Origin of the sequence: Amycolatopsis sp. NPDC004625, assembly GCF_040609695.1 — a bacterium.
Lineage (GTDB): Bacteria > Actinomycetota > Actinomycetes > Mycobacteriales > Pseudonocardiaceae > Amycolatopsis.
The window spans coordinates 32,135-53,104 of record NZ_JBEXKX010000033.1; the positions used below are offsets into that span (position 1 = coordinate 32,135).

Sequence of the window (20,970 nt, forward strand, 5' to 3'; positions counted from 1 at the left end):
GTTTCTCCTCATTCGCGAACTTCGGGGACTTCGGGAGTTACGGCCCGGATTTCGGACACGGGCTATTAGTCCTCCCGCATGTGTGCCGCGGAGGGACTGAAGGTGACGGGAGGGTGGCCGCTGGCCGAACTCATGACTTCCCGTGGGTGACCGGGAGCACGTCGGTTATTGACCGGCGAGGTGCCCCGGCTTGACGACCCCGGCTTCGTAGGCGATCACCACGGCCTGGCTGCGGTTGCCGGCCCCGAGCTTGCCGAAGATGTTGCCCACGTGGGTCTTCACCGTCTCCAGGCTGATCACCAGCTCCGTCGCGATGTCCTGATTGGACAGTCCGGTGGCGATCAGCCGGAGCACCTCGGCTTCGCGCCGGGTGAGGTTTTTCGCCGCCCGCGCGTGCTTCCCGGCCGCGGTCCGGCCGCTCACCAGCCGCCGGATCGCTTCGGGGAACAGCAGCGACTCGCCCGCGGCGACCGTCCGCACGGCGTGCGCGATCTCCTCCTTGCGCGCCCGCTTCAGCAGGAACCCGCTGGCCCCGGCCAGCAGCGCTTCGTGCACGTAGTCGTCGTTGTCGAAGGTCGTGACGACCAGGATCTTCGGCGGTTCGGCGAGCGCGGCGAGCACCTGCCGGGTGGCTTCGATGCCGTCCACGCGCGGCATCCGGACGTCCATCAGCACGACGTCCGGCCGCGTCCGCCGCACCGCGTCCAGCACCTCGCCGCCGTCGGCCGCTTCGCCGACCACCGGCAGGCCCTGCTGCTCCAGCAGCGCCCGCAACCCGGTGCGGACCAGCGGCTCGTCGTCGGCGAGCAGCACCGACGGCGTCACGCGCCCGCCCGCAGCGGGATGGACGCGGTCAGCCGCCACTGCTGCCCGTCCGGGCCGGCGTCGAGTTCGCCGCGCAGGGCCTCGACGCGCTCGGCGAGCCCGGCCAGCCCGCGCCGCCCGGTCCGCGGCCCGGCGCCGGGCAGCGCGTTGACGACCGCGATGCCGAGGTGGTCGGGCCCGGCCTCGACGCGGACGTCGACCGTGCCCGGGCCGGCGTGGCGCAGGGCGTTGGTCAGGGCCTCCTGGACGATCCGGTAGCCCTCGCGCGACACCGTGGCGGGCAGCGCCGCGACCGGCCCGGTGACGGCCAGCCGGACGTCGAGCCCGGCTTCGCGGGCCCGCACGGCGAGGACGTCGACCTCGGCCAGCGTGCGCGTCGGCGCCTTCGCCGGCGCCTCCTCGCGAAGCAGGCCCAGGACGTGGTCGAGGTCCTCGAGGGCGCTTCGAGACGCTTCTTCGATCGTGCCGAGTGCGCGCCGGACCTGGGCCGGGTCCGCCTCGACCAGATCGGCCGCGGCGGCCGCCTGGATGGTCGACGTCGTCAGCGTGTGCCCGATCGAGTCGTGCAGCTCGCGGGCCAGCCGGTTGCGCTGGGCGAGCACGGCCGAGCGGCGTTCGGCCAGCGCCGCGCGTTCGGCCGCGGACGGGCCCAGCAGCGCGGTCGCGCCGGCCCGGAACACGGGCGTGGCGGCCGCGGCGAGCAGCAGCGCGAGCACCAGCATGCCGAGCGCGACGGGCACCGTCCACGCGCCGGGGGCGGCGGTCACGCCGAAGAACGAGAACTGCCCCTCGTCGCCGTACAGCCACATCACCGGGGTCAGCACGCCGAGGGTGAGGACGCCGCCGACCGCGAGCAGCACCCCGCTCAGGGCGGTGTGCAGCACCAGCCAGGCGGCCGAACGCGCCCGGTCCGGCCACGCGGGCCGCGCCCGGCCGGGCGACGGCAGCCCGGTGCCGAGCACCGCGTTGGCGGCGGCGACGCCGAAGCGCCGCGCGGGGCCGGACAGCCCCACCAGCGCCAGCACCGCGGCGATCACGACGAGCGCGAGCAGGAACAGCACGCGGGGTGTGCCGGGGAACACCGCCGCGATCAGGGCGAACGGGAACGCGGGCAGCGCCACCGCCGCTCCGAGCAAGGCGTACGGGATGCTGCGGTAGCCACCGGGGCGCAGCAGGGATCTCGCGAAACCGGACATGCGGCCGAGATTAGGGTGCATCGGGGCCGCGTGACCTCCCTCTCCGGAGCCAGATCCTGGTCACACCCCCGCTTTCGGGGGTCCGGGTGGCGGAGCCCCCGGCCCGAGGCGAAGCCTCGGATGTCACCGGTTAGCTGGGGTCAGCAGCGGCCTCCTACACTCGGGACGTGGCAGACCGACCTTTGATCGCACCCAGCATCCTCGCGGCGGACTTCGCCCGGCTCGGCGAGGAGATCGCCGCCGTCGCCGGCGCCGGGGAGGCCCGCGCCGACTGGGTCCACGTCGACGTCATGGACGCGCACTTCGTGCCCAACCTGACCCTCGGCCTGCCCGTCGCGAAGGCCCTGATCGACAGCACCGACCTGCCGATCGACTGCCACCTGATGATCGAGGACCCGGACCGCTGGGCGATCGGGTACGCCGAGGCCGGCGCCTACAACGTCACCGTGCACGCCGAGGCCGCGCAGGACCCGGTCGCGCTGGCGAAGAACCTGCGTGCCGCGGGCGCGAAGGCGGGCCTGTCGATCAAGCCCGGCACCGCGCTCGAACCGTGGCTCGACGCGCTCAAGCACTACGACACGCTGCTGGTCATGTCGGTCGAGCCGGGCTTCGGCGGGCAGTCGTTCATCCCGGACGTCCTGGAGAAGGTCCGCACCGCGCGGCGGCTGGTCGACACCGGGCACCTGACGCTGGTCGTCGAGATCGACGGCGGCATCAACGCCGACACCATCGAGCAGGCCGCCGAAGCGGGCGTGGACTGCTTCGTCGCCGGATCCGCCGTCTACGGGGCGGCCGACCCGGGCAAGGCGGTCGCGGCGCTGCGCGAGCAGGCGGCCCGCGGCCGCGCCGGCTGACGCTCGCGGCGGCACCGGAGAAGCCACCGGACCGCGGCGGGTGTTGGATGGAAGGACCGGCTCACTAGGAGGCAGTGCACGTGTTCACCGGCATAGTCGAGGAGATCGGCGAAGTCACCGCCGTCGAGCAGCTGACCAACGCGGCCCGGCTGCGCGTCCGCGGCCCGCTGGTCACCAGCGACGCCGGGCACGGCGACTCGATCGCGGTCAGCGGGGTGTGCCTGACCGTGGTCGAGGTGACCGGCGGCGAGTTCACCGTCGACGTCGTCGACGAGACGCTGCAGCGCTCGAGCCTGGCCAAAGTCGCCACCGGTGACCGGGTCAACCTCGAACGCGCGACGCCGGCGGGCGGCCGGCTCGGCGGGCACATCATGCAGGGCCACGTCGACGGGACCGGCGCGTTCCTCGGCCGGGACGAAACCGGCGTCACGACGTTCGCGCTGCCCGGGCACCTGGCGCGGTACGTGGTCGAGAAGGGCTCGATCGCGGTCGACGGCGTGTCGCTGACGGTCGCGGCGATCGGCCCCGACCGGTTCTCGGTGGCCCTGATCCCGACCACCCTGGAAGCGACGACCCTCGGCCGCCGCGAGCCCGGTGACCTGGTCAACCTCGAGGTCGACGTGGTCGCGAAGTACGTGGAAAAGCTGGCCGAGGCGCACATCCGCGACCAGGCGCACAATCGGGACAGCGGCACGGAGGAGCGGTCATGAGTGAGACCAGCGCGGCAGAGCCCGAAGCGGGCTGGACCCCGTGCGGCACCGGAGCGGTGTTCGACGCCGACGCCATCGAGCGGGCGATCGCGGACATCGCGGCGGGCCGCGCGGTCGTCGTGGTCGACGACGAGGACCGCGAGAACGAGGGTGACCTCATCTTCGCCGCCGAGAAGGCGACGCCGGAGCTGCTGGCCTTCATGGTCCGCTACACCTCGGGGTACGTCTGCGTGGCGCTGACCGAGTCCGAAGCGGACCGGCTGGACCTGCCGCCGATGTACCACACGAACCAGGACGCGCGCGGCACCGCGTACAGCGTCACGGTCGACGCCGCCGAGGGCATCACCACCGGCATTTCCGCGGCCGACCGCGCGCACACGATCCGGTTGCTGGCCGACCCGGCGTCCACGGCGAAGGACTTCCGCCGTCCCGGGCACGTCGTGCCGCTGCGGGCCAAGGAAGGCGGCGTGCTGCGCCGCCCCGGGCACACCGAGGCGTCGGTCGACCTGGCCCGGATGGCCGGGCTGGCGCCGGCGGGCGTGCTCTGCGAGATCGTGTCGCAGAAGGACGAAGGCGACATGGCGCGCCGCGACGAGCTCGAGGTCTTCGCTGCCGACCACGACCTGGCCATCATCACCATCGCGGACCTGATCGCCTACCGCCGTCGCACCGAGAAGCAGGTCGAGCGGGTCGCCGAAGCCCGGATCCCGCTGGCCGCGGGCACCTTCCGCGCGGTCGGCTACGACTCGCTGCTGGACGGCATCGAGCACGTCGCGTTCGTCTACGGCGAGATCGGCGACGGCCAGGACATCCTGGTGCGCGTCCACTCCGAGTGCCTGACCGGCGACGTCTTCGGCTCGCTGCGCTGCGACTGCGGCCCGCAGCTGGAGGCGGCGCTGGAAGCGGTGGCCACCGAGGGCCGCGGCGTCGTGCTCTACATCCGCGGTCACGAGGGCCGCGGCATCGGCCTGCTGCACAAGCTGCAGGCCTACCAGCTGCAGGACGACGGCGCGGACACCGTCGACGCCAACCTCGCGCTCGGCGTCCCGGCCGACGCCCGCGACTACGGCACCGGCGCCCAGATCCTGTGCGACCTCGGCGTCCGCACCATGCGGCTGCTGTCGAACAACCCGGCCAAGCGGATCGGCCTGGAGGGCTACGGCCTGCGCGTCACCGGGCGGGTGCCGCTGCCGATCTCGCCGAACCCGGAGAACCTGCGCTACCTGCGGACCAAGCGCGACCGGATGGGCCACGACCTGGCCCAGCTGGAGCACTACGACCAGGTCGGCGCGGGCACCGAGCACGCCGACGGAGGAGCACAGTGAGCGGCGACGGCCGGCCCGAGACCAAGCTGGACCTGTCCGACTGCAAGTCGCTGAAGCTCGGCATCGTCGCCACCCGCTGGAACGCGGACATCACCGACGTCCTGCTGGAGCGGGCGTTGGTGGCGGCTCGCGAGGCCGAGCTGGAAGACGAGCCGACGGTGGTGCACGTCGCGGGCGCGGTCGAGCTCCCGGTGGTGGCGCAGGCGCTGGCCCGCAACCACGACGCGGTGGTCGCGCTGGGCGTGGTCATCCGCGGCGGCACGCCGCACTTCGAGTACGTGTGCGACGCGGTGACGGCGGGCCTGACCCGCGTGGCGCTCGACGAGAGCACTCCGGTCGGCAACGGCGTCCTGACGTGCGACACGCACGAGCAGGCCGTCGACCGCTCGGGCCGTCCGGGCGCGAAGGAGGACAAGGGTTACGAGGCGACGGTGGCCGCCCTGGACTCCGCGCACGTGCTGCGGAGCCTGCGCCAGCCGTGGACCGAGCGGGGTTTCGTGTGAGCGTGGCGACTTCGCTGGTGATCCGCCCGAGGCGGGCGATGATCATGTGCAGCGTGCTGGCGGTGGCGCTGCTGGCGGTGTTCGTCGTGGTGGCGGTGCTGCTGCGCAACGGCGACACGGGCGTGCGTTTCCAGCGTTCCGACCAGGCGGCGATGGTCGGCATCGGGATCCTGCTGGCGTGTGGCGTGATGCTGTTCGCGATCGCGCGCGTGCGGGCCGACGCCGAGGGCATCGAGGTCCGGAACGTGCTGATCACCCGCCGGTTCGCGTGGAGCGAGGTGCTGTCGGTGAGCTTCCCGGACGGCGCATCGTGGGCGCGGCTGGAGCTGCCGGACGACGAGTACCAGGCGGTGATGGCGGTGCAGGCGGTGGACCGGGACCGGGCGGTGGAAGCGGTGCGCGCCCTGCGGAAACTGCACCGCGCAGCCACTTCCTGAGCGCTGCGCGTCAGAGGTCCAGGTCGACCACGATGGGGGCGTGGTCCGACGGGCCCTTCCCCTTCCGCGCGTTCCGGTCCACATAGGAATCCGTCACCGCCGAGGTGAACGCGGAGTTCCCGTACACCAGGTCGATCCGCATGCCCTTGTTGTTCGGGAAGTTCCCCGCCCGGTAGTCCCAGTACGTGAACGGGTGGTCGTACTTCAGCGGCCGCGGGAACACGTCCGACAGCCCGAGGTCCCGCAGCCGGGCCAGGGCGTCGCGCTCCGGCTTCGTCACGTGGGTCGACTCCGCGAACAGCGCGATGTCCCAGACGTCCGCGTCCGTCGGGGCCACGTTGAAGTCGCCCAGCACCGCGAACGGCCCGGGGGAAAGCTCCGACGAGACCAGCGAGTGCAGCGACGAAAGCCACTCCAGCTTGTACGCGTAGTGCGGGTTGTCCGGCTCGCGCCCGTTCGGCACGTACACCGACCACACCCGCACGCCGCCGCAGGTCGCGCCCACCGCGCGCGCTTCCGCGGCGCCTTCGAACGCAGGCTCGTCCGGCAGCCCGCGCACGACGTCGGCCAGCCCCACCCGCGACACGATCCCGACGCCGTTCCAGCGCCCCAGCCCGTACGCCGCCACCTCGTAGCCGAGCGCTTCGACCTCGGCCAGCGGGAACTTCTCCGTCGTGGTCTTCAGTTCCTGCAGGCACAGCACGTCCGGGGCCGTCCCCTCCAGGAACTCCAGCACGCGGGGCAGGCGGGGGACGATGGAGTTCACGTTCCAGGTGGCGATCCGCATGCCCGCGAGCATCCCACACGCCACCGACAGAACCGGGGCGGCGCCGGAGCGCCGCCCCGGGGACTCACACGCCCGCGGTCGTCCGGATCCAGGACCGGCTCGCCGCCACGCTGGCGTAGTTGTTCGTGCCGCGCGTGTTCGACCCGCTCTGGTTCTGGACCGTCGACGCGACACCGACCTGGACGCCGCCCGAGACCTCGGGGCCGCCCGAGTCGCCCTTCCACGCCGAGCCGTTGATGCCGACGCTCTGGATCGCGCGGCCGCCGTAGGCGTCCGTCGACCGGCCGGTCACCTGGACGTTCGCCGTCTTCAGCGCCGTCGCCGGCGGCCCGGTCGGGGTGGTGCGGCCCCAGCCGTAGATCTGGTTGGTGCTGCCGGTCGCCGGGTCCGAGCTGCCCAGCGAGATCGGCGACGCGCTGGTCGCCGAGGCCAGGTGCAGCAGCGCGATGTCGCCGTTCGGGGACTCGTACTCGCCGTCGACGGCGATCTTCGTGCCCGAGAGCAGCGTGTTGCTGCCGACCCGGACGTACATCCCCGAGTTGTCCTGGTCGAGGCAGTGCACCGCGGTGAGCACCCAGCGGGACGCGATGACCGTGCCCGAGCAATTGAAGCCCTGGTAGTCGCGGCCGGCCGTGTTGACGTAGACCTGGGCGCCCCAGGAGACGGTGGGGGCGGTGCCGCCGCCGACGATGTTCGGCTGGACGCCCGCGGCGGCGACCGCCCCGCCGGCCAGGGTCAGCGCGACGGCGGCCGCGGAAGCGGCACCGAGGAGGCGGAGTGAGCTCACGGTGGTGATCCTTTCGGAGGGGACCGGATCGGGTGGTCGGAAAGTAACCACCGCGTCACTCGCGAGGACACCGACGAAGGTCGGAACCGGGCGAAGACCCGACTTCCGGCGGATCGGACAGCGGCCGCCCCGGAACGCCCGGCGGACGGGGGCGTGCGAGAACTGTCGGTGTCGACCCATAGTCTGGGGGAGTGGCTGACCCGACCACCTACCGTCCCTCGCCGGGGAGCATCCCGGATGCCCCTGGCGTGTACAAGTTCCGCGACGCGACCAAGCGGGTCATCTACGTCGGCAAGGCGAAAAGCCTCCGGAGCAGGCTGAACTCCTACTTCGCCGACCTCTCCGGCCTGCACCCGCGCACGCGCCAGATGGTCACCACGGCCGCGAGCGTCGAATGGACCGTCGTCACCACCGAGGTCGAGGCGCTCCAGCTCGAGTACAACTGGATCAAGGAGTTCGACCCGCGGTTCAACGTCCGCTACCGCGACGACAAGAGCTACCCCGTGCTCGCGGTGACGCTGAACGAGGAATTCCCGCGCCTGCACGTCTACCGCGGCGCGCGCAAGAAGGGCGTCCGGTACTTCGGGCCGTACGCGCACGCGTGGGCCATCCGCGAGACGCTCGACCTGCTGCTGCGCGTCTTCCCGGCCCGCACCTGCTCGGCCGGGGTGTTCCGGCGCCACGGCCAGATCGGCCGCCCCTGCCTGCTCGGCTACATCGACAAGTGCTCGGCGCCGTGCGTGGGCCGCGTCTCGGCCGACGAGCACCGCGACATCGTCGAGGACTTCTGCGACTTCCTCGCGGGCAAGACCGACGTCATGATCAAGCGCCTCGAAGCCGAGATGGCCTCGGCCTCCGAGGAGCTCGAGTTCGAACGCGCCGCCCGGCTGCGAGACGACCTCGGCGCGCTGCGCCGCGCCATGGAGAAGCAGGCCGTGGTGCTCGGCGACGGCACGGACGCCGACGTCGTCGCCTTCGCCCACGACGAGCTCGAAGCCGCCGTCCAGGTCTTCCACGTGCGCGGCGGCCGGGTCCGCGGGCAGCGCGGCTGGGTCATCGACAAGGCCGAGGAGATGGACGTCCCGGCCCTGGTCGACCACTTCCTCACCCAGTTCTACGGCGACGAAGCCGAGCTCGACGCCCGCGACGACGTCGACTCCGGCCCGGTCGTCCCGCGCGAGGTGCTGGTGCCCGAGCTGCCCGCCGACGCCGAGGCGGTCGCGGAGTGGCTCACCGGACTGCGCGGGTCGCGCGTCCAGCTGCGGGTGCCGCAGCGCGGCGACAAGAAGGCGCTGGCCGAGACCGTGCAGCGCAACGCGGGCGAGGCGTTCACCCAGCACAAGCTGCGCCGCGCGGGCGACCTCACCGCGCGCTCGGCGGCGCTCACCGAACTGCAGGAGTTCCTGGCGCTCGACACGGCACCGCTGCGCATCGAGTGCATCGACATCAGCCACATCCAGGGCAGCGACGTCGTGGCGTCGCTGGTCGTCTTCGAGGACGGGCTCGCCCGCAAGTCCGAGTACCGGCGCTTCGCGCTGCGGGAGGCGGCCACGGAGGGCGACGTCGCCTCGATCGCCGAGGTCGTCCGGCGGCGGTTCCACCGCTACCTCAAGGAAACCGCCGAAGAGTCGAGCACCCCCGGCCTCGACCCGGAGACCGGGCGGCCGAAGAAGTTCGCCTACCCGCCGAACCTCCTGGTCGTCGACGGTGCCGGCCCGCAGGCCACCGCGGCCGCGGACGTGCTGGCCGAGCTCGGCATCATCGACATCGCCGTGGTCGGGCTGGCCAAGCGGCTGGAGGAGGTCTGGCTGCCCGCCGACCCCGATCCGGTGATCCTGCCCCGGACGTCGGAGGCGCTGTACCTGCTGCAGCGGCTGCGTGACGAGGCCCACCGCTTCGCGATCGCCTACCACCGCGAGAAGCGCTCCAAGCGGCTGCAGACGTCCGAATTGGACAGTGTGCCCGGGCTGGGGCAGGCTCGCCGCACCGCGCTGATCAAGCACTTCGGCTCGGTGAAGAAGCTCAAGCAGGCCAGGATCGAAGAGATCGAGGCGGTGCCCGGCTTCGGCAGGCGCACCGCGGAGGCCGTGGTCGCCGCGCTGGCCGGGGAGTCCGGCGCGAGCAACGGCACAGGAGCAGGGGAGTAAGGAAAGACAGTGAGTGCGCAAGAAGAGATCCGCGGGTCCGGCATGGAGGTCGCGGTCGTGTCCGGGCTCTCCGGCGCCGGCCGCAGCACCGCGGCCAAGTGCCTGGAGGACCTGGGCTGGTTCGTCGTCGACAACCTGCCCCCGGAACTGATCGCCACCATGGTCGAGCTGGGCGCGCAGGCGCGCGGCGCGATCACGAAGGTGGCCGTGGTGATGGACGTGCGTTCGCGCGCGTTCACCGACGACCTCGCCTCGGTCATCAAGGACCTCGACGCGCGGGGCTACAAGCCGCGCGTGCTGTTCCTGGAGGCGACCGACGCGGTGCTGGTGCGCCGCTTCGAGGCCGTCCGGCGCGGGCACCCGATGCAGGGCGACGGCCGGCTCGCCGACGGCATCACGGCGGAGCGGACGCTGCTGGAGCCGCTGCGCGAGGAAGCCGACCTGGTGCTCGACACGTCGTCGCTGTCGGTGCACGACCTGCGGGCCAAGATCGAAGACGCGTTCGGCTCCGAAGCGAGCACCCAGACCCGGGTCACCGTGCTGTCCTTCGGCTACAAGTACGGCCTGCCGATGGACGCCGACCTGGTGATGGACGTCCGGTTCCTGCCGAACCCGTTCTGGATCCCGGAGCTGCGCGAACACACGGGCCTCGACGGCGAGGTCCGCAACTACGTCCTCTCGCAGGAGGGCGCCGAGGAGTTCCTCGACCGCTACCACCAGCTGCTGCGGCTGATCGGCGCCGGCTACAAGCGCGAGGGCAAGCGGTACCTGACGCTCGCCGTCGGCTGCACCGGCGGCAAGCACCGCAGCGTGGCGCTCTCGGTCGAGCTCGCCCAGCGTCTGTCCAAAGAGGATGGTATGGCCGTGAAGGTGGTGCACCGCGACCTTGGTCGTGAATAACGTGCGCGCGGTCGCCCTCGGGGGCGGCCACGGGCTGCACGCCACGTTGTCCGCGGTGCGGCGGGTGACCCCCGACGTCACCGCGATCGTGACCGTGGCCGACGACGGCGGATCGTCCGGCCGGCTGCGGCGCGAACTCGGGCTGCTGCCGCCGGGCGACCTGCGGCAGGCGTTCGCCGCCTTCGCCGCGGAGGACGGCGGCACGCTGTGGGCCGAAGTCTTCCAGCACCGCTTCGGCGGCGACGGCGCACTGGCCGGGCACGCGGTGGGGAACCTGCTGCTGGCCGGGCTGTTCGAGGTGCTCGGCGACCCGGTCGCCGCGCTCGACGAAGCGTGCCGGCTGATGGGCGTCTCCGGCCGCGTGCTGCCGATGTCGCCGGAGCCGCTGGAGATCGAGGGCCAGGTCAGCGGCCTGGACAGCGAGGATCCGGCGGCGCTGCGCACGATCCGCGGCCAGGTCGCGGTCGCGTCGACACCCGGTCAGGTGCAGCGCGTCAGCCTGCGCGCGCCGGGCGGCTCGGGGCGCCCGCCGCGGGCGTGCGAGGAAGCGGTGGAAGCGGTGCTCGGCGCCGACGTCGTCTTCCTCGGTCCGGGTTCCTGGTTCACCAGCGTTCTCCCGCACTTGCTGGTGCCCGGCCTGCACGACGCGCTCGTGAAAACCACCGCGACGAAGGTGCTCGTGCTCAACCTTGTCCCCCAGCCGGGGGAAACCGCGGGATTCTCCCCGGAGCGCCACCTCGACGTACTCTTCGAGCACGCGCCCGATCTGCGGGTCGACGCGGTGATCGCGGACGGCGATTCCGTGCCCGACCCGGCGAATCTCCGCCGCGCGGCGGAACGGCTGGGCGGCCGGGCACACCTGGGGGCGGTGGCCGACCCCGGAGTACCGGGACGGCATGATCCTGATGCGCTCGCGTTGTGCATGCGGGAGGCTCTCGGTCTCGGCGGGGAGCACGGGGGAGGAGCGAAAGGCAGGGAGGGGCAGTAATGGCGATGACCGCCGCGGTGAAGGACGAGCTGAGCCGGCTGGAGATCACGAAGATCGGGCCGCGCCGGGCGGAGGTCGCGTCGCTGCTTCGCTTCGCGGGCGGGCTGCACATCGTGGCCGGCCGGGTGGTCGTGGAGGCGGAGCTGGACACGGGCTCGGTCGCGCGACGGCTGCGCAAGGAGATCCACGAGCTGTACGGCCACCATTCGGACGTCCACGTGATCACCGCCAGCGGCGGGCTGCGCAAGGGCACCCGGTACGTGGTGCGCGTGGTGAAGGACGGCGAGGGCCTGGCCCGCCAGACCGGGCTGATCGACCAGCGCGGCCGCCCGGTGCGCGGGCTGCCGGCGGCCGTGGTGTCCGGGGGAGTGGCCGACGCGGAAGCGGCGTGGCGGGGCGCGTTCCTCGCCCACGGGTCGCTGACCGAGCCGGGCCGTTCGTCGTCGCTCGAGGTGACGTGCCCCGGCCCCGAAGCGGCGTTGGCGCTGGTGGGTGCGGCGCGCCGGATGGGCATCCAGGCGAAGTCCCGCGAGGTGCGTGGCGCGGACCGCGTGGTCGTCCGCGACGGTGACGCGATCGGCGCGCTGCTGACGCGCCTCGGCGCGCACGCGAGCGTCCTGCAGTGGGAAGAGCGCCGGATGCGCCGCGAAGTCCGCGCGACGGCGAACCGCCTGGCCAACTTCGACGACGCGAACCTGCGCCGCTCGGCCCGCGCGGCGGTGGCGGCGGCGGCCCGGGTGGAGCGGGCGCTGGAGATCCTCGGCGACACGGCCCCGGACCACCTGCTGGCGGCGGGCCGGCTCCGGCTGTCCAACCGTCAGGCGTCCCTGGAGGAGCTGGGCCAGCTTTCGGATCCCCAGATGACGAAGGACGCGGTGGCGGGCCGCATCCGGCGCCTGCTGGCGATGGCGGACAAGCGCGCGAAGGACCTCGGCATCCCGGACACGGAGTCCGCGGTCACGCCGGAGATGCTCGAAGAGGAAGACGCCTGACGAGGTCCCGCAGCCACGGCTCGGCGATCGCGGGTTCGCGCTCCAGCACCCGGACCAGCTTCTCGCGAACGACCGCGGTCCGCCCGGCCTCGGCGATCGCCACCGCTTCGGCCAGGGCCCGGCGGGTCCGGTGGTCGTGGCCGGGGCGGCGGACCTCCTCGTCCGCCCACCGGTACCGGCCGAACGACGGCGTCAGCTTGTGCTGGTGGTCGGCGAGGTAGCTGAACAGCGCGGATTCGACGGAGACGTTCCGGATCGGCACGTCCCGCGCCCAGTCCGCGTGCTGCTGCCACCGGTGGGTGTTCGGACTGGTGTGCGTGCGCCGCGTCAGGCCGACGACCCGGATCCGGCGCAGGATCGCCGGCCAGTCGGCCCGCTCGTCGGCGGCCCAGTCGCGCAGGAAGCCGAGCAGCTGCTCGAGCGTCCGGCCGGTGGACACGACGTCGGCGAAGGCGATCGGCCGCGAGCCGCGGGAAAGCCCGGCCGGGTGCAGGCCGTGCGCGGCCAGGTTGGCCCGCAGCTGCCGCACTTCGGCCGGGTGGAGGCGGCCGCCGAGCCCGCTGTCCACCAAGGCGGTGGACAGCGGCAGCAGGTGCAGCCGTTCCGGGTCCGGCAGGGCGCCGCCGAGCAGGTCGAAGACGGAGTCCGCGGACCGGCCGACGAAGTGCAGTTCGCCGTCCTCCGATCGCGCGACCACTTTCGCGGCGCAGTCGATGAGGTCGTCGAGGAACCACAGGTCGGGCTCGGGAACGCCGTCGAGCAGGGAGCCGAGGTGGTCGGGGCGCACGAGGTCCCAGCGGAACGGCCGGATCGCTTCGGTCACACCGGCATCGCCCGTTCGTACTCGGCGACCAGCTCGGCGAGCCGGTCCGGCCCGGCCGCCCCGCCGCCCGGGATGTCCCGCGGCGAGCGGCCGGCCGGTCCGTCGAGCGCCGGCAGGGCGAGCCCGCCGCGCCGGGCCAGGACCGCCGCGGTCGCCACGAACCCTTCGAGCAGCGCCCGCTGGATCGGGTGCGACGTCGCGCGGCATTCGGCGACGAGCGTGTCGGCGAACGCCGCGAAGACGGCACCGTCGATCGGGTGGGCGTCGGGATCGCCGGGCGTGGTGCCGATCCCGTGGGGCCCGCCGAGCGGGACGAATGCCGCGGCGAGGTGCACGAAGAGCGTCCCGGGCCCGGTGGACGGGTTCCAGACGCCGGTGCCGTCGATGCTGAAGTACTGGCTCATCGGCGCCGACCCTAGGCCGTGGTGCGCGGGCCGTCAGCCGGTTTAACGCGGCCCGCCATCTCGTAACACCCCGGTAGCACCGCGGGACGGCGGCCGAAACGCGGCGCCCCGAACCTCGGGAGGGAACGAGGGAAGGGGAAACGCATGCTGCAGGTTTCGCCGGAGATCGGCACCTGGCTCACCCGGCGCAGCAGCCGGGCGGGGGACTGGACGATCGGGGACCTCGTCGCCGCCAAGCGCGGGACCACGGTGTCCGTGGTCATCCCGGCCCGCGACGAGGAAGCCACCGTCGGCGCGATCGTGACCGCCATCCGCGAGGACCTCCACGGGGTGCTCGTCGACGAGATCCTCGTCGTCGACAGCCACTCCACCGACGCCACCGCCGAGGTGGCCGCGGCCGCGGGGGCGGACGTCGTCGCGCAGGACGCCGTCTTCCCCGCGCTGGGCGGCCTGGCGGGCAAGGGCGAAGCGCTGTGGAAGGGGGTCGCGGCCACGAGCGGCGACCTGGTCGTCTTCGTCGACGGCGACCTCCACGACTTCACCACGGACTACGTCACCGGGCTGCTCGGCCCGCTGCTCACCGACCCGTCGGTCGCCTACGTCAAGGGGTTCTACCACCGCCCGCTGGGCGCGGAGGCGGACGGCGGCGGCCGGGTCACCGAGCTCGTCGCCCGGCCGCTGCTCAACATGTTCTGGCCGGAGCTGGCGGGCTTCGTCCAGCCCCTCGCCGGCGAGTACGCGGGCCGCCGCGAGGTGCTGGAGAGCATCCCGTTCGTCGCGAACTACGGTGTCGAGATCGGGCACCTGATCGACCTGCTGGAGCTGCGCGGCCTCGACGCACTCGCCCAGGTCGACCTCGGCCACCGCGTGCACCGCCACCAGAGCACGCAGGCGCTGGGGCGGATGTCGGGCCAGATCATGCAGACGCTCTTCGACCGCCTGGAGCGCTACGGCCGCCTGGTCACGGCGATCCCGCCGGCCACGCTGCTCGCGCAGTTCCGGCGCGGGACTTCGGACGGCATCGACCGCGAACTGGTGCTGACCGACCTGACGTCCCCGGAGCGCCCGCCCCTGAGCAGGCTCGCCCTCCGGCACACGGCTTAGGCGGCGACGTGTTCGGGCTGCCAGCCGGGCGGCCCGAACACGTACCCCGCCCGCTCCCGCCACGACCGCGCCCCGCGCAGGTCGCGCAGGATCGAGCCGTACTCGTGGAAACCCACGTGCAGCAGGTTGTACGTGCCGATGTTCTTCGTCAGCCCGTACGTCGGGCGGCGGCCCTCGGGCACGAAACTGCCGAACAGGCGGTCCCAGACGATCAGGATCCCGCCGTAGTTGGCGTCCAGGTACTCCGCGTCGCTGCCGTGGTGGACGCGGTGGTGGGACGGGGTGTTGAACACGTACTCGAACCAGCGCGGCAGCTTGGCGACCTTCTCCGTGTGCACGAAGAACTGGTAGACCAGGTCTATCGACAGGCCCGTCAGGATCATCCACGGCGGGATCCCACACAGCGCCAGCACCGACCAGAACGGCAGCTGGAAGTACGGCGTCCACTTCTGGCGCAGCGCCGTCGAGAAGTTGTAGTGCTCGCTCGAGTGGTGCACCTGGTGCCCGGCCCACAGCAGCCGCACGCGGTGGCTGGCCCGGTGGTACGCGTAGAACACCAGCTCCTGGCCGAGCAGCATCAGCACCCACGTCCACCAGTCGCGCGGGTCGAACCGCACCGGCGCCAGCTCGAACAGCGCCGCGAACACGACCAGCATCACCAGCCGGAACAGCGCGTTCACGCCGACCGCCACCGTGCCCATCAGCATGCTCGTGCGGGTGTCGGCGACGCTGTAGCCGACCACGTTGTCGTCGTGGCCGAGCACGTGCACGGCCACGATTTCGATCGTCACGAACAGCAGGAACACCGGAACCGCGAACAGCACGGGGTCGCGCAGGTGCGCCAGGAACTCGGCCACGCCGCCTCCTTCATCTGACCTGACGGTAACTTACCCAAGGGTCACTTTACGCACGGTAGGCTCTCGCGTGTGACGGAGTCAAGGCCGGTCGGCACCAAGGGGATGCCCCGCGAAGAGCGCGAGGCGCAGCTCGTCGTGGCCGGCACCGAGGAGTTCGGCCGGGCCGGGTACGCGGGCGCGTCCATGGTGGAGATCGCGCGCCGGGTCGGGGTCACCAAACCGCTGCTGTACCAGTACTTCGGCTCGAAGGACGGGCTCTACCTGGCCTGCCTGCACCGCGCGGGCGACCGGCTCACCGAGGGCGTCGCGACGACCATGGCCGCCGGGGGCGAGCCCGACCAGATGCCGCTGAAGGTCCTCGCGGCGATCTTCACGACGTTCGACCACGACCGCTACGCCTGGCGCCTCCTGCGCGACCCGACGGTGCCGGCCACCGGGGACATCGCCGCCGCGGCCGCGGACTACCGGCGTCGCCTCGACACCTTCGCGGTGCTGGGCGCGACCCAGCTGCTGACGTCGCGCGGGCTGGCCGACCCGGTCGACATCGAAGCCGTCGCGCAGGTGTGGACGGGCGTGGTCGACTCGCTGATCAGCTGGTGGATCGACCGCCCGGGCGAGGACGCCGCGGCGATGACGGCCCGGTGCGCCCGGATCATGGGCGGTCTGTTCGGCTGGTGAGCTCCGCCAGCGCCGCACGCACCTCCGCCGGCAACTCGGCCCGGTCGTCGCCGTAGGCGTGACGAGCCGCCGACAACGCCTGCCCCAACGCCTCCGACTCGTCCTCGTGGACCGCGGAGAAGATCGCCGGGAACGCCATCGCCTGCTGCAGCGCGTTGTCGTGGCGCCCGTCCGGCGTGCGCACCAGCGTGTGCGGGACCGCCGGGTCGGACAGCAGCCGGTCCCACGCCGCGGTCCGGTCGTCGAACGGCGGGGGCAGCGGACCCCCTTCGTCGAGCGCGCGCAGGCCCGCGGCGATCCAGCCGACCCCGTCGAGCCCGGCCCGGGCGAACGCGAGGTGGGCCACCCGGCGGGCGAGCGCGCGCCGGACCGCGGGACCGGCGGCGAGCGCCGCGTCCACCAGTTCCCGGTCGAGCTTGGCGAACTGCCGCAGCGAGCCCGGCGGCAGGGCGAGGACCGGCGGGCTCGGGAGCACGCCACCCCATTCCCGGAGCAGCCGCTCGTCCCGCGCCTTCGCCCGCGCCGCCTCCTCGGCTTGCCGGCGCGCCTCTTCCCGCTGGGCGAGCTCTTCGGCGGTCGGCGGCGGGGGCAGGTCCCGGGCGAACCCGTGCCAGTACGCCGCGATCGCGCTCGTTTCGCGGACGACGGCGTCCGGAGCCGGCGGCGCGGGCCAGAACTGCAGCAGGTAGCTGTCCTGCCGGGGCTCGCGGCCGAGCCGGGTGTCGCGCTCGCGGCCGGCGTCCATCGCCGTGCCGCCGTAGCGGACGCGGTAGTCGCCGGGGGCCAGCTCGAGGTCCCACCAGTGCTCCCCGCCCCAGGTGACCAGCACGGCCCGGCCTCCGGCGTGGAAGGACGCCTCGACGACGTCCTCCGCGCCGCTGTCCGGCGGCTCGGTTTCGTGCACCTCGGCGGTGAAGCCGACGTCGCCGGTGTGCAGCCCGGTGATGAGGAACAGGTGCCCGGGCACCGCGGCGCCGCACAGCCCGTTGCGCTGCCCGGTGAAACACGCGGCCAGGTCGCCCTCGAACGGCGCGCCGAGCTCGTCGTGGACGTAGATCTGTCCATAGTGGACGTGAACGTCGCCGTGGACCACGGTTCGCATGGCGGTCAGCATGGCAGAGGGTACCGACAGTTTCGATTAGGCCGTTTTGTCCGATATTGTGACACGGAGAGTGTTCGCCGCGAATTCGTTCCCCGAACGGCGTAGCGAAACCGGTCCGATCCGCGATTAATCAGGGAAGCCGTCCGTCGAGAGGTGTCCCATGCCCGAACCAGTCGCATCCGTTCCGGCCGATCCTCGGCTCGCCGCGCGGTTCACCGAGGATCTGCTCGACGGATGCCGGGTTCTCGCGAAGGATTACGGCTACCGGCCCGCCCAGTTCGAACGCATGGTGCGCGAACACGGCGGCGTCGAAGCGGCCCGGCTGCTGCTGCGCGGGGCCGGCACCGCCGGCGGGTTCACCGTGCTCTGGGAGAAGAACCAGCTCGGCCGCAGCTCCGAGGCGGTCATGCTGCGCGAGGAGTACGCCGAGCTGTTCACCCCCGACGAGCTCCTGCTGGCCCGCCGCCGGCTGGAGGAACACGGCTTCGACGTCGACGCGCACCTGCGCCGGGTCGCGGGGACGCAGTAAGGGCGGCAGGGGTGACCGGCGCCGCTCCGGTCACCCCTGCCGCGGCTTTCAGGCGGCCGCGCTGGACTTGCCGCGCAGCACCACGTTCGCCGTCGACGCGCCCTTGATCGCCGTTTCGATCTGGGCCATCGTCGAGGACGACGACAGGCCGGGGACCGTCGCGGTGTTCAGGGCGTAGAGCGTGAACGTGTACGGGTGGCTCGAGCCGCCCGGGCAGGGGCCGAAGAACTTCTGCGCGTTCGCCCCGCTGCCCATGGCCTTCTGTTTCGCGCCACCCTGGTCCGGCACCGTGTACCCCGCGCCGAGACCCTCGGGGAGGGAACGGCCCGAAGCCGGGACGTCCCAGATCGCCCAGTGCAGCTTGTTGCCGCTGTTGGCGACGTCGGCGAACACGATGGCGTAGCCCTTCGCGCCGTCGGCGGCACCCCACCCGAGCGGCGGCGACGGGTCCTGGCCCGCCGTGCCGTCCCCGGCGCAGGTGTACTTGTCCGGGATGGTGGCGTTGTCGGCGAAGGCGGAGCTGGTCAGCTTGAACCCGCTCGGTGTGCTGCCGCCGGGGAACTTCAGCCGCACGATCACGTTGTCCAGCACCGACGGCGTGCCGCCGTTCTTGTCGTTGTTCGTCGAGGTGAGCCAGAGCCCGCCGTCCGGGGTCTTGGTGACCGACCGCAGCCGGCCCCAGCGGCCGGAGAACAGCGTCGACACCGTGCCGACACCGGTGCCGGCCGCGTTGATCTGGGTGGCGAACAGCTGCTCGCCGGTGACGCCGGCGATGTAGATCCAGTCGTTGACGATCTCCAGCCCGCTCGGCCCGGCCTGCGAAGTCGGCCAGGTCTTCTTCGGGGCGATGTAGCCGCTGCAGCTGCCCTGCGTGCCTTCGCAGCTCGGCCAGCCGTAGTTGCCGCCCTTCTGGATCAGGTTCAGTTCGTCCTGGCTGCTCTCACCGAACTCCGCCGCCCACAGCTGGCCGCGGGAGTCCCAGGCCAGGCCCTGCGGGTTGCGGTGGCCGTAGCTCCAGACGTACCGGGCGTTGCCGCCGGTGGCGTAGAACGGGTTGTCGCTCGGCGCCGAGCCGTCCGGGTTGAGCCGCAGGATCTTGCCGTTGAGCGAGCTCTTGTTCTGCGCGTTGTCGCTGTTCTTGGCGTCGCCGACGGTGGCGTAGAGCTTGCCGTCCGGGCCGAACTTGAGCCGGCCGCCGTTGTGGTAGCGGTTCTTCGCGATCCCGGTCAGCACCGGCGTCGACGTCGAGGACAGCGTGCTGCCGTCGTAGGTCATCTTCACGATCCGGTTGTCGCCGGATGCCGTGTGGTAGAGGTAGATCGCGTGGTCGCTCGCCCAGTTCGGCGAGATCGCCAGGCCGAGGAGGCCGCCTTCGCCGTTGGTGCCGACCGCGCCCGGCACCTTGCCCAGGGTGGTCTTCTGGCCGGACAGCGTCACCAGCAGGACCTCGAACCGGTCCCGCTCGGTCACCAGCGCGTTGCCGTTGGGCAGGAAGTCCACCGACCAGGCGAGGTCGACCTTCGCGATGTCCTTGTCGTACTCCGGGATGCCCCCGGCGCCGCCCGGGGCGCTGGTCTTCGCCGTGACGGCGTTGCTCGCGGCCGAGGTGTTGCCGTCGGGATCGCGGGCCTTCACGGTGAACGTGTAGGAGGTGTTCGGGTTGAGGTCGGTGACCGTCGTGCTCAGGGACGTCGTGGTCGCGACCTTCGTGGCGCCCTGGTAGACGTCGTAGCCGGCGATGGTGCCGCCGTTGTCCGTGGAAGCGTTCCACGCCAGGGAGACGCTGTTCGCGGTGACGCCGGTGGCGCGCAGGCTGCCCGGCACGCTGGGCGGCGTGGTGTCGTTGCTCTGCGGCGTGGTGAAGGTGACGACGTTGCTCTGCTGCGACGGGTTCCCGGCCGCGTCGTACGCGCCGACGGAGATGTCGTAGGCGGTGTTCGGGGTCAGGTTGTCGACGGTCGCGCTCGTGGTGTTCCCGTCGACGGTCTTGAGGATGTTGCCGCCGCGGTTGATCTCGTAGCGGACGACGCCGACGTTGTCCGTCGCGGCGGTCCAGGTGAAGGTGGCCGCGGTGGGGAGGATGTTGCTCGCCTTGAGGTTCGACGGCGCCGACGGCGGTTCGGGGTCGACCGGCGCGGTGAAGGTGTCGGTGAGCTTGTCGGCGTTCGGGCCGCCGTTGGCGGTGGTCGCGGTGGTCCGGACCTTGTTGACGCCGGCGGTCAGCTGGACGGTCGCGGTGACGGTCTTCCAGGTGGTCCACGCGCCGGTGGCGGGGAAGTCGACGGTGCCCTTGTCGCCGCCGTCGACGGTCAGCTTGACCGGCCGGTTGTCGGCGGTTCCGTTGGCGTAGCGGAAGGTCAGCGTGTGCGTGCCCGCCTGCGCGGCGTTCACGGAGTATTCGACGTAGCTGCCGGCGACGTTGTCGAAGTTGACGAAGCCGGTGCCGGAGTAACCGGCGTGGTTCGACTCGACCGCGCCCTGGACGATGGTGGCGTTCTCGGACTCGTAGTCGGTATCGGCCGCGAAAGCGTTTACCGGGCTGACCGCGGTGAGACCGAGCGCCGCGACGGCGGTACCGGCCAGTACCGCGCGCCACGGTGGACGGGGTGCCACTGGGAGCCTCCTGCGTTGTCGGGGGGACAGGGGGTGACCGGGGCGGAATGGTCGGCGGACCACCGGCGGCGATAGTTAGGAAAGTTTCCTATCTATGGGACAGATCACACACCCTGGGAGCGGGCCCTGTCAATACTCGACATGCCGGGTCACCCACCGTGCCAACGGTTTCCCGCTCAGCGGGGCGCGTGCGCCCGGACGGCGGAACGTCAGCCTGCCGTCACCGGGGTTTCGGCCGCCCAGTCGCGCGGGATCAGGAACGACGCCAACTCCGCCTCGGCGCTTCCCGGGTCCGGCGTGAACTCCGCTTCCCGGGTCCGGCGTGAGCTCCGCCTCCCGCCGCGCCAGCGTGTTTCGAGAAGGGTCGCGGCGCGTTCGCCGAGGGGCGGGCGCGGGATTGCCGCAGGTG

21 protein-coding genes are annotated in these 20,970 nt (G+C 72.3%); 12 read left to right on the top strand and 9 right to left on the bottom strand.

What is annotated here, in order from left to right:
- Nucleotides 1-165: 165 nt before the first annotated feature.
- Nucleotides 166-825: a response regulator transcription factor gene (locus ABZW17_RS31445; RefSeq protein ID WP_354822350.1), complete on the bottom strand. Its 660-nt coding sequence runs from the start codon at nucleotides 823-825 to the stop codon at nucleotides 166-168.
- Nucleotides 822-2,021 (bottom strand): histidine kinase, encoded by a 1,200-nt coding sequence (locus ABZW17_RS31450; protein WP_354822352.1) that lies wholly within the window; start codon nucleotides 2,019-2,021, stop codon nucleotides 822-824. The genes ABZW17_RS31445 and ABZW17_RS31450 overlap by 4 nt, the downstream gene beginning before the upstream one ends.
- A 182-nt stretch (nucleotides 2,022-2,203) precedes the next feature.
- Between ABZW17_RS31450 and rpe the strand changes: the two genes are divergently transcribed.
- From rpe to ABZW17_RS31475, 5 genes are all read left to right on the top strand, one after another.
- Nucleotides 2,204-2,875: a ribulose-phosphate 3-epimerase gene (gene rpe, locus ABZW17_RS31455; RefSeq protein WP_354822502.1), complete on the top strand. Its 672-nt coding sequence runs from the start codon at nucleotides 2,204-2,206 to the stop codon at nucleotides 2,873-2,875.
- An 80-nt stretch (nucleotides 2,876-2,955) separates the two neighbouring features.
- Nucleotides 2,956-3,585, top strand: a complete 630-nt coding sequence (locus ABZW17_RS31460) for a riboflavin synthase (RefSeq protein ID WP_354822354.1) — start codon at nucleotides 2,956-2,958, stop codon at nucleotides 3,583-3,585.
- A complete protein-coding gene (locus tag ABZW17_RS31465; RefSeq protein ID WP_354822356.1) occupies nucleotides 3,582-4,910 on the top strand; it encodes a bifunctional 3,4-dihydroxy-2-butanone-4-phosphate synthase/GTP cyclohydrolase II in 1,329 nt (442 codons plus the stop codon). The genes ABZW17_RS31460 and ABZW17_RS31465 overlap by 4 nt, the downstream gene beginning before the upstream one ends.
- Nucleotides 4,907-5,413 carry a 6,7-dimethyl-8-ribityllumazine synthase gene (gene ribH, locus ABZW17_RS31470; protein ID WP_354822358.1) on the top strand — a complete coding sequence of 169 codons (507 nt, stop codon included), beginning with the start codon at nucleotides 4,907-4,909 and terminating at the stop codon, nucleotides 5,411-5,413. Before ABZW17_RS31465 ends, ribH begins: the two co-directional genes overlap by 4 nt.
- On the top strand, nucleotides 5,410-5,850 hold the full coding sequence (locus ABZW17_RS31475; RefSeq protein WP_354822360.1) for a PH domain-containing protein: 441 nt from the start codon (nucleotides 5,410-5,412) through the stop codon (nucleotides 5,848-5,850). Before ribH ends, ABZW17_RS31475 begins: the two co-directional genes overlap by 4 nt.
- Nucleotides 5,851-5,860: 10 nt before the next feature.
- Here ABZW17_RS31475 and ABZW17_RS31480 read toward each other — a convergent pair whose 3' ends face one another.
- Nucleotides 5,861-6,637, bottom strand: coding sequence for an exodeoxyribonuclease III (locus ABZW17_RS31480; protein WP_354822362.1), 777 nt, complete (start codon nucleotides 6,635-6,637; stop codon nucleotides 5,861-5,863).
- A gap of 64 nt (nucleotides 6,638-6,701) precedes the next feature.
- A complete protein-coding gene (locus tag ABZW17_RS31485; protein ID WP_354822364.1) occupies nucleotides 6,702-7,424 on the bottom strand; it encodes a trypsin-like serine protease in 723 nt (240 codons plus the stop codon).
- A gap of 191 nt (nucleotides 7,425-7,615) precedes the next feature.
- Here ABZW17_RS31485 and uvrC point away from each other — a divergent pair, with 191 nt between their 5' ends.
- From uvrC to whiA, 4 genes are read left to right on the top strand one after another with little or no spacing between them, the layout of a single operon-like run.
- Nucleotides 7,616-9,571, top strand: a complete 1,956-nt coding sequence (gene uvrC, locus ABZW17_RS31490; RefSeq protein ID WP_354822366.1) for an excinuclease ABC subunit UvrC — start codon at nucleotides 7,616-7,618, stop codon at nucleotides 9,569-9,571.
- Between the two features lie 42 nt (nucleotides 9,572-9,613).
- A complete protein-coding gene (gene rapZ, locus ABZW17_RS31495; protein ID WP_003101350.1) occupies nucleotides 9,614-10,471 on the top strand; it encodes an RNase adapter RapZ in 858 nt (285 codons plus the stop codon).
- A 1-nt stretch (nucleotide 10,472) separates the two neighbouring features.
- The gene (yvcK, locus tag ABZW17_RS31500) at nucleotides 10,473-11,459 is read left to right on the top strand and encodes a uridine diphosphate-N-acetylglucosamine-binding protein YvcK (RefSeq protein ID WP_354822504.1); all 987 of its coding nucleotides are present in this window, start codon (nucleotides 10,473-10,475) and stop codon (nucleotides 11,457-11,459) included.
- Nucleotides 11,459-12,451: a DNA-binding protein WhiA gene (gene whiA, locus ABZW17_RS31505; protein ID WP_033262813.1), complete on the top strand. Its 993-nt coding sequence runs from the start codon at nucleotides 11,459-11,461 to the stop codon at nucleotides 12,449-12,451. The genes yvcK and whiA overlap by 1 nt, the downstream gene beginning before the upstream one ends.
- Here the strand turns inward: whiA and ABZW17_RS31510 are convergent.
- Together ABZW17_RS31510 and ABZW17_RS31515 are read right to left on the bottom strand one after the other, a co-directional pair.
- A complete protein-coding gene (locus ABZW17_RS31510; protein ID WP_354822368.1) occupies nucleotides 12,417-13,274 on the bottom strand; it encodes a hypothetical protein in 858 nt (285 codons plus the stop codon). The two genes, whiA and ABZW17_RS31510, sit on opposite strands and share 35 nt — an antisense overlap.
- The gene (locus ABZW17_RS31515; protein ID WP_354822370.1) at nucleotides 13,271-13,678 is read right to left on the bottom strand and encodes a DUF6086 family protein; all 408 of its coding nucleotides are present in this window, start codon (nucleotides 13,676-13,678) and stop codon (nucleotides 13,271-13,273) included. The genes ABZW17_RS31510 and ABZW17_RS31515 overlap by 4 nt, the downstream gene beginning before the upstream one ends.
- A gap of 144 nt (nucleotides 13,679-13,822) precedes the next feature.
- Between ABZW17_RS31515 and ABZW17_RS31520 the strand changes: the two genes are divergently transcribed.
- A complete protein-coding gene (locus ABZW17_RS31520) occupies nucleotides 13,823-14,782 on the top strand; it encodes a glucosyl-3-phosphoglycerate synthase (protein ID WP_354822372.1) in 960 nt (319 codons plus the stop codon).
- Here the strand turns inward: ABZW17_RS31520 and ABZW17_RS31525 are convergent.
- The gene (locus tag ABZW17_RS31525; RefSeq protein WP_354822374.1) at nucleotides 14,779-15,639 is read right to left on the bottom strand and encodes a sterol desaturase family protein; all 861 of its coding nucleotides are present in this window, start codon (nucleotides 15,637-15,639) and stop codon (nucleotides 14,779-14,781) included. The genes ABZW17_RS31520 and ABZW17_RS31525 overlap by 4 nt on opposite strands.
- A gap of 69 nt (nucleotides 15,640-15,708) precedes the next feature.
- On the opposite strand from ABZW17_RS31525, the gene ABZW17_RS31530 reads away from it, so the two are divergent.
- On the top strand, nucleotides 15,709-16,317 hold the full coding sequence (locus ABZW17_RS31530; RefSeq protein ID WP_354822376.1) for a TetR/AcrR family transcriptional regulator: 609 nt from the start codon (nucleotides 15,709-15,711) through the stop codon (nucleotides 16,315-16,317).
- On the opposite strand, the gene ABZW17_RS31535 is transcribed toward ABZW17_RS31530, so the two are convergent.
- Nucleotides 16,292-17,419: a hypothetical protein gene (locus ABZW17_RS31535; RefSeq protein ID WP_354822378.1), complete on the bottom strand. Its 1,128-nt coding sequence runs from the start codon at nucleotides 17,417-17,419 to the stop codon at nucleotides 16,292-16,294. The genes ABZW17_RS31530 and ABZW17_RS31535 overlap by 26 nt on opposite strands.
- 160 nt (nucleotides 17,420-17,579) lie before the next feature.
- On the opposite strand from ABZW17_RS31535, the gene ABZW17_RS31540 reads away from it, so the two are divergent.
- On the top strand, nucleotides 17,580-17,948 hold the full coding sequence (locus tag ABZW17_RS31540) for a hypothetical protein (RefSeq protein ID WP_354822380.1): 369 nt from the start codon (nucleotides 17,580-17,582) through the stop codon (nucleotides 17,946-17,948).
- Nucleotides 17,949-17,996: 48 nt separating this feature from the next.
- Here the strand turns inward: ABZW17_RS31540 and ABZW17_RS31545 are convergent, their stop codons facing one another.
- The gene (locus ABZW17_RS31545) at nucleotides 17,997-20,561 is read right to left on the bottom strand and encodes a PQQ-dependent sugar dehydrogenase (protein ID WP_354822382.1); all 2,565 of its coding nucleotides are present in this window, start codon (nucleotides 20,559-20,561) and stop codon (nucleotides 17,997-17,999) included.
- Nucleotides 20,562-20,970: the final 409 nt, after the last annotated feature.

Bases quoted from the DNA above. Each gene is read 5' to 3' on its own strand.
- ABZW17_RS31480 (WP_354822362.1), bottom strand. From the start codon at position 6,637: ATGCGGATCGCCACCTGGAACGTGAACTCCATCGTCCCCCGCCTGCCC.
- ABZW17_RS31520 (WP_354822372.1), top strand. From the start codon at position 13,823: ATGCTGCAGGTTTCGCCGGAGATCGGCACCTGGCTCACCCGGCGCAGC.
- ABZW17_RS31450 (WP_354822352.1), bottom strand. From the start codon at position 2,021: ATGTCCGGTTTCGCGAGATCCCTGCTGCGCCCCGGTGGCTACCGCAGC.
- ABZW17_RS31540 (WP_354822380.1), top strand. From the start codon at position 17,580: ATGCCCGAACCAGTCGCATCCGTTCCGGCCGATCCTCGGCTCGCCGCG.
- ABZW17_RS31515 (WP_354822370.1), bottom strand. From the start codon at position 13,678: ATGAGCCAGTACTTCAGCATCGACGGCACCGGCGTCTGGAACCCGTCC.
- rapZ (WP_003101350.1), top strand. From the start codon at position 9,614: ATGGAGGTCGCGGTCGTGTCCGGGCTCTCCGGCGCCGGCCGCAGCACC.
- ABZW17_RS31465 (WP_354822356.1), top strand. From the start codon at position 3,582: ATGAGTGAGACCAGCGCGGCAGAGCCCGAAGCGGGCTGGACCCCGTGC.
- whiA (WP_033262813.1), top strand. From the start codon at position 11,459: ATGGCGATGACCGCCGCGGTGAAGGACGAGCTGAGCCGGCTGGAGATC.
- ABZW17_RS31535 (WP_354822378.1), bottom strand. From the start codon at position 17,419: ATGCGAACCGTGGTCCACGGCGACGTTCACGTCCACTATGGACAGATC.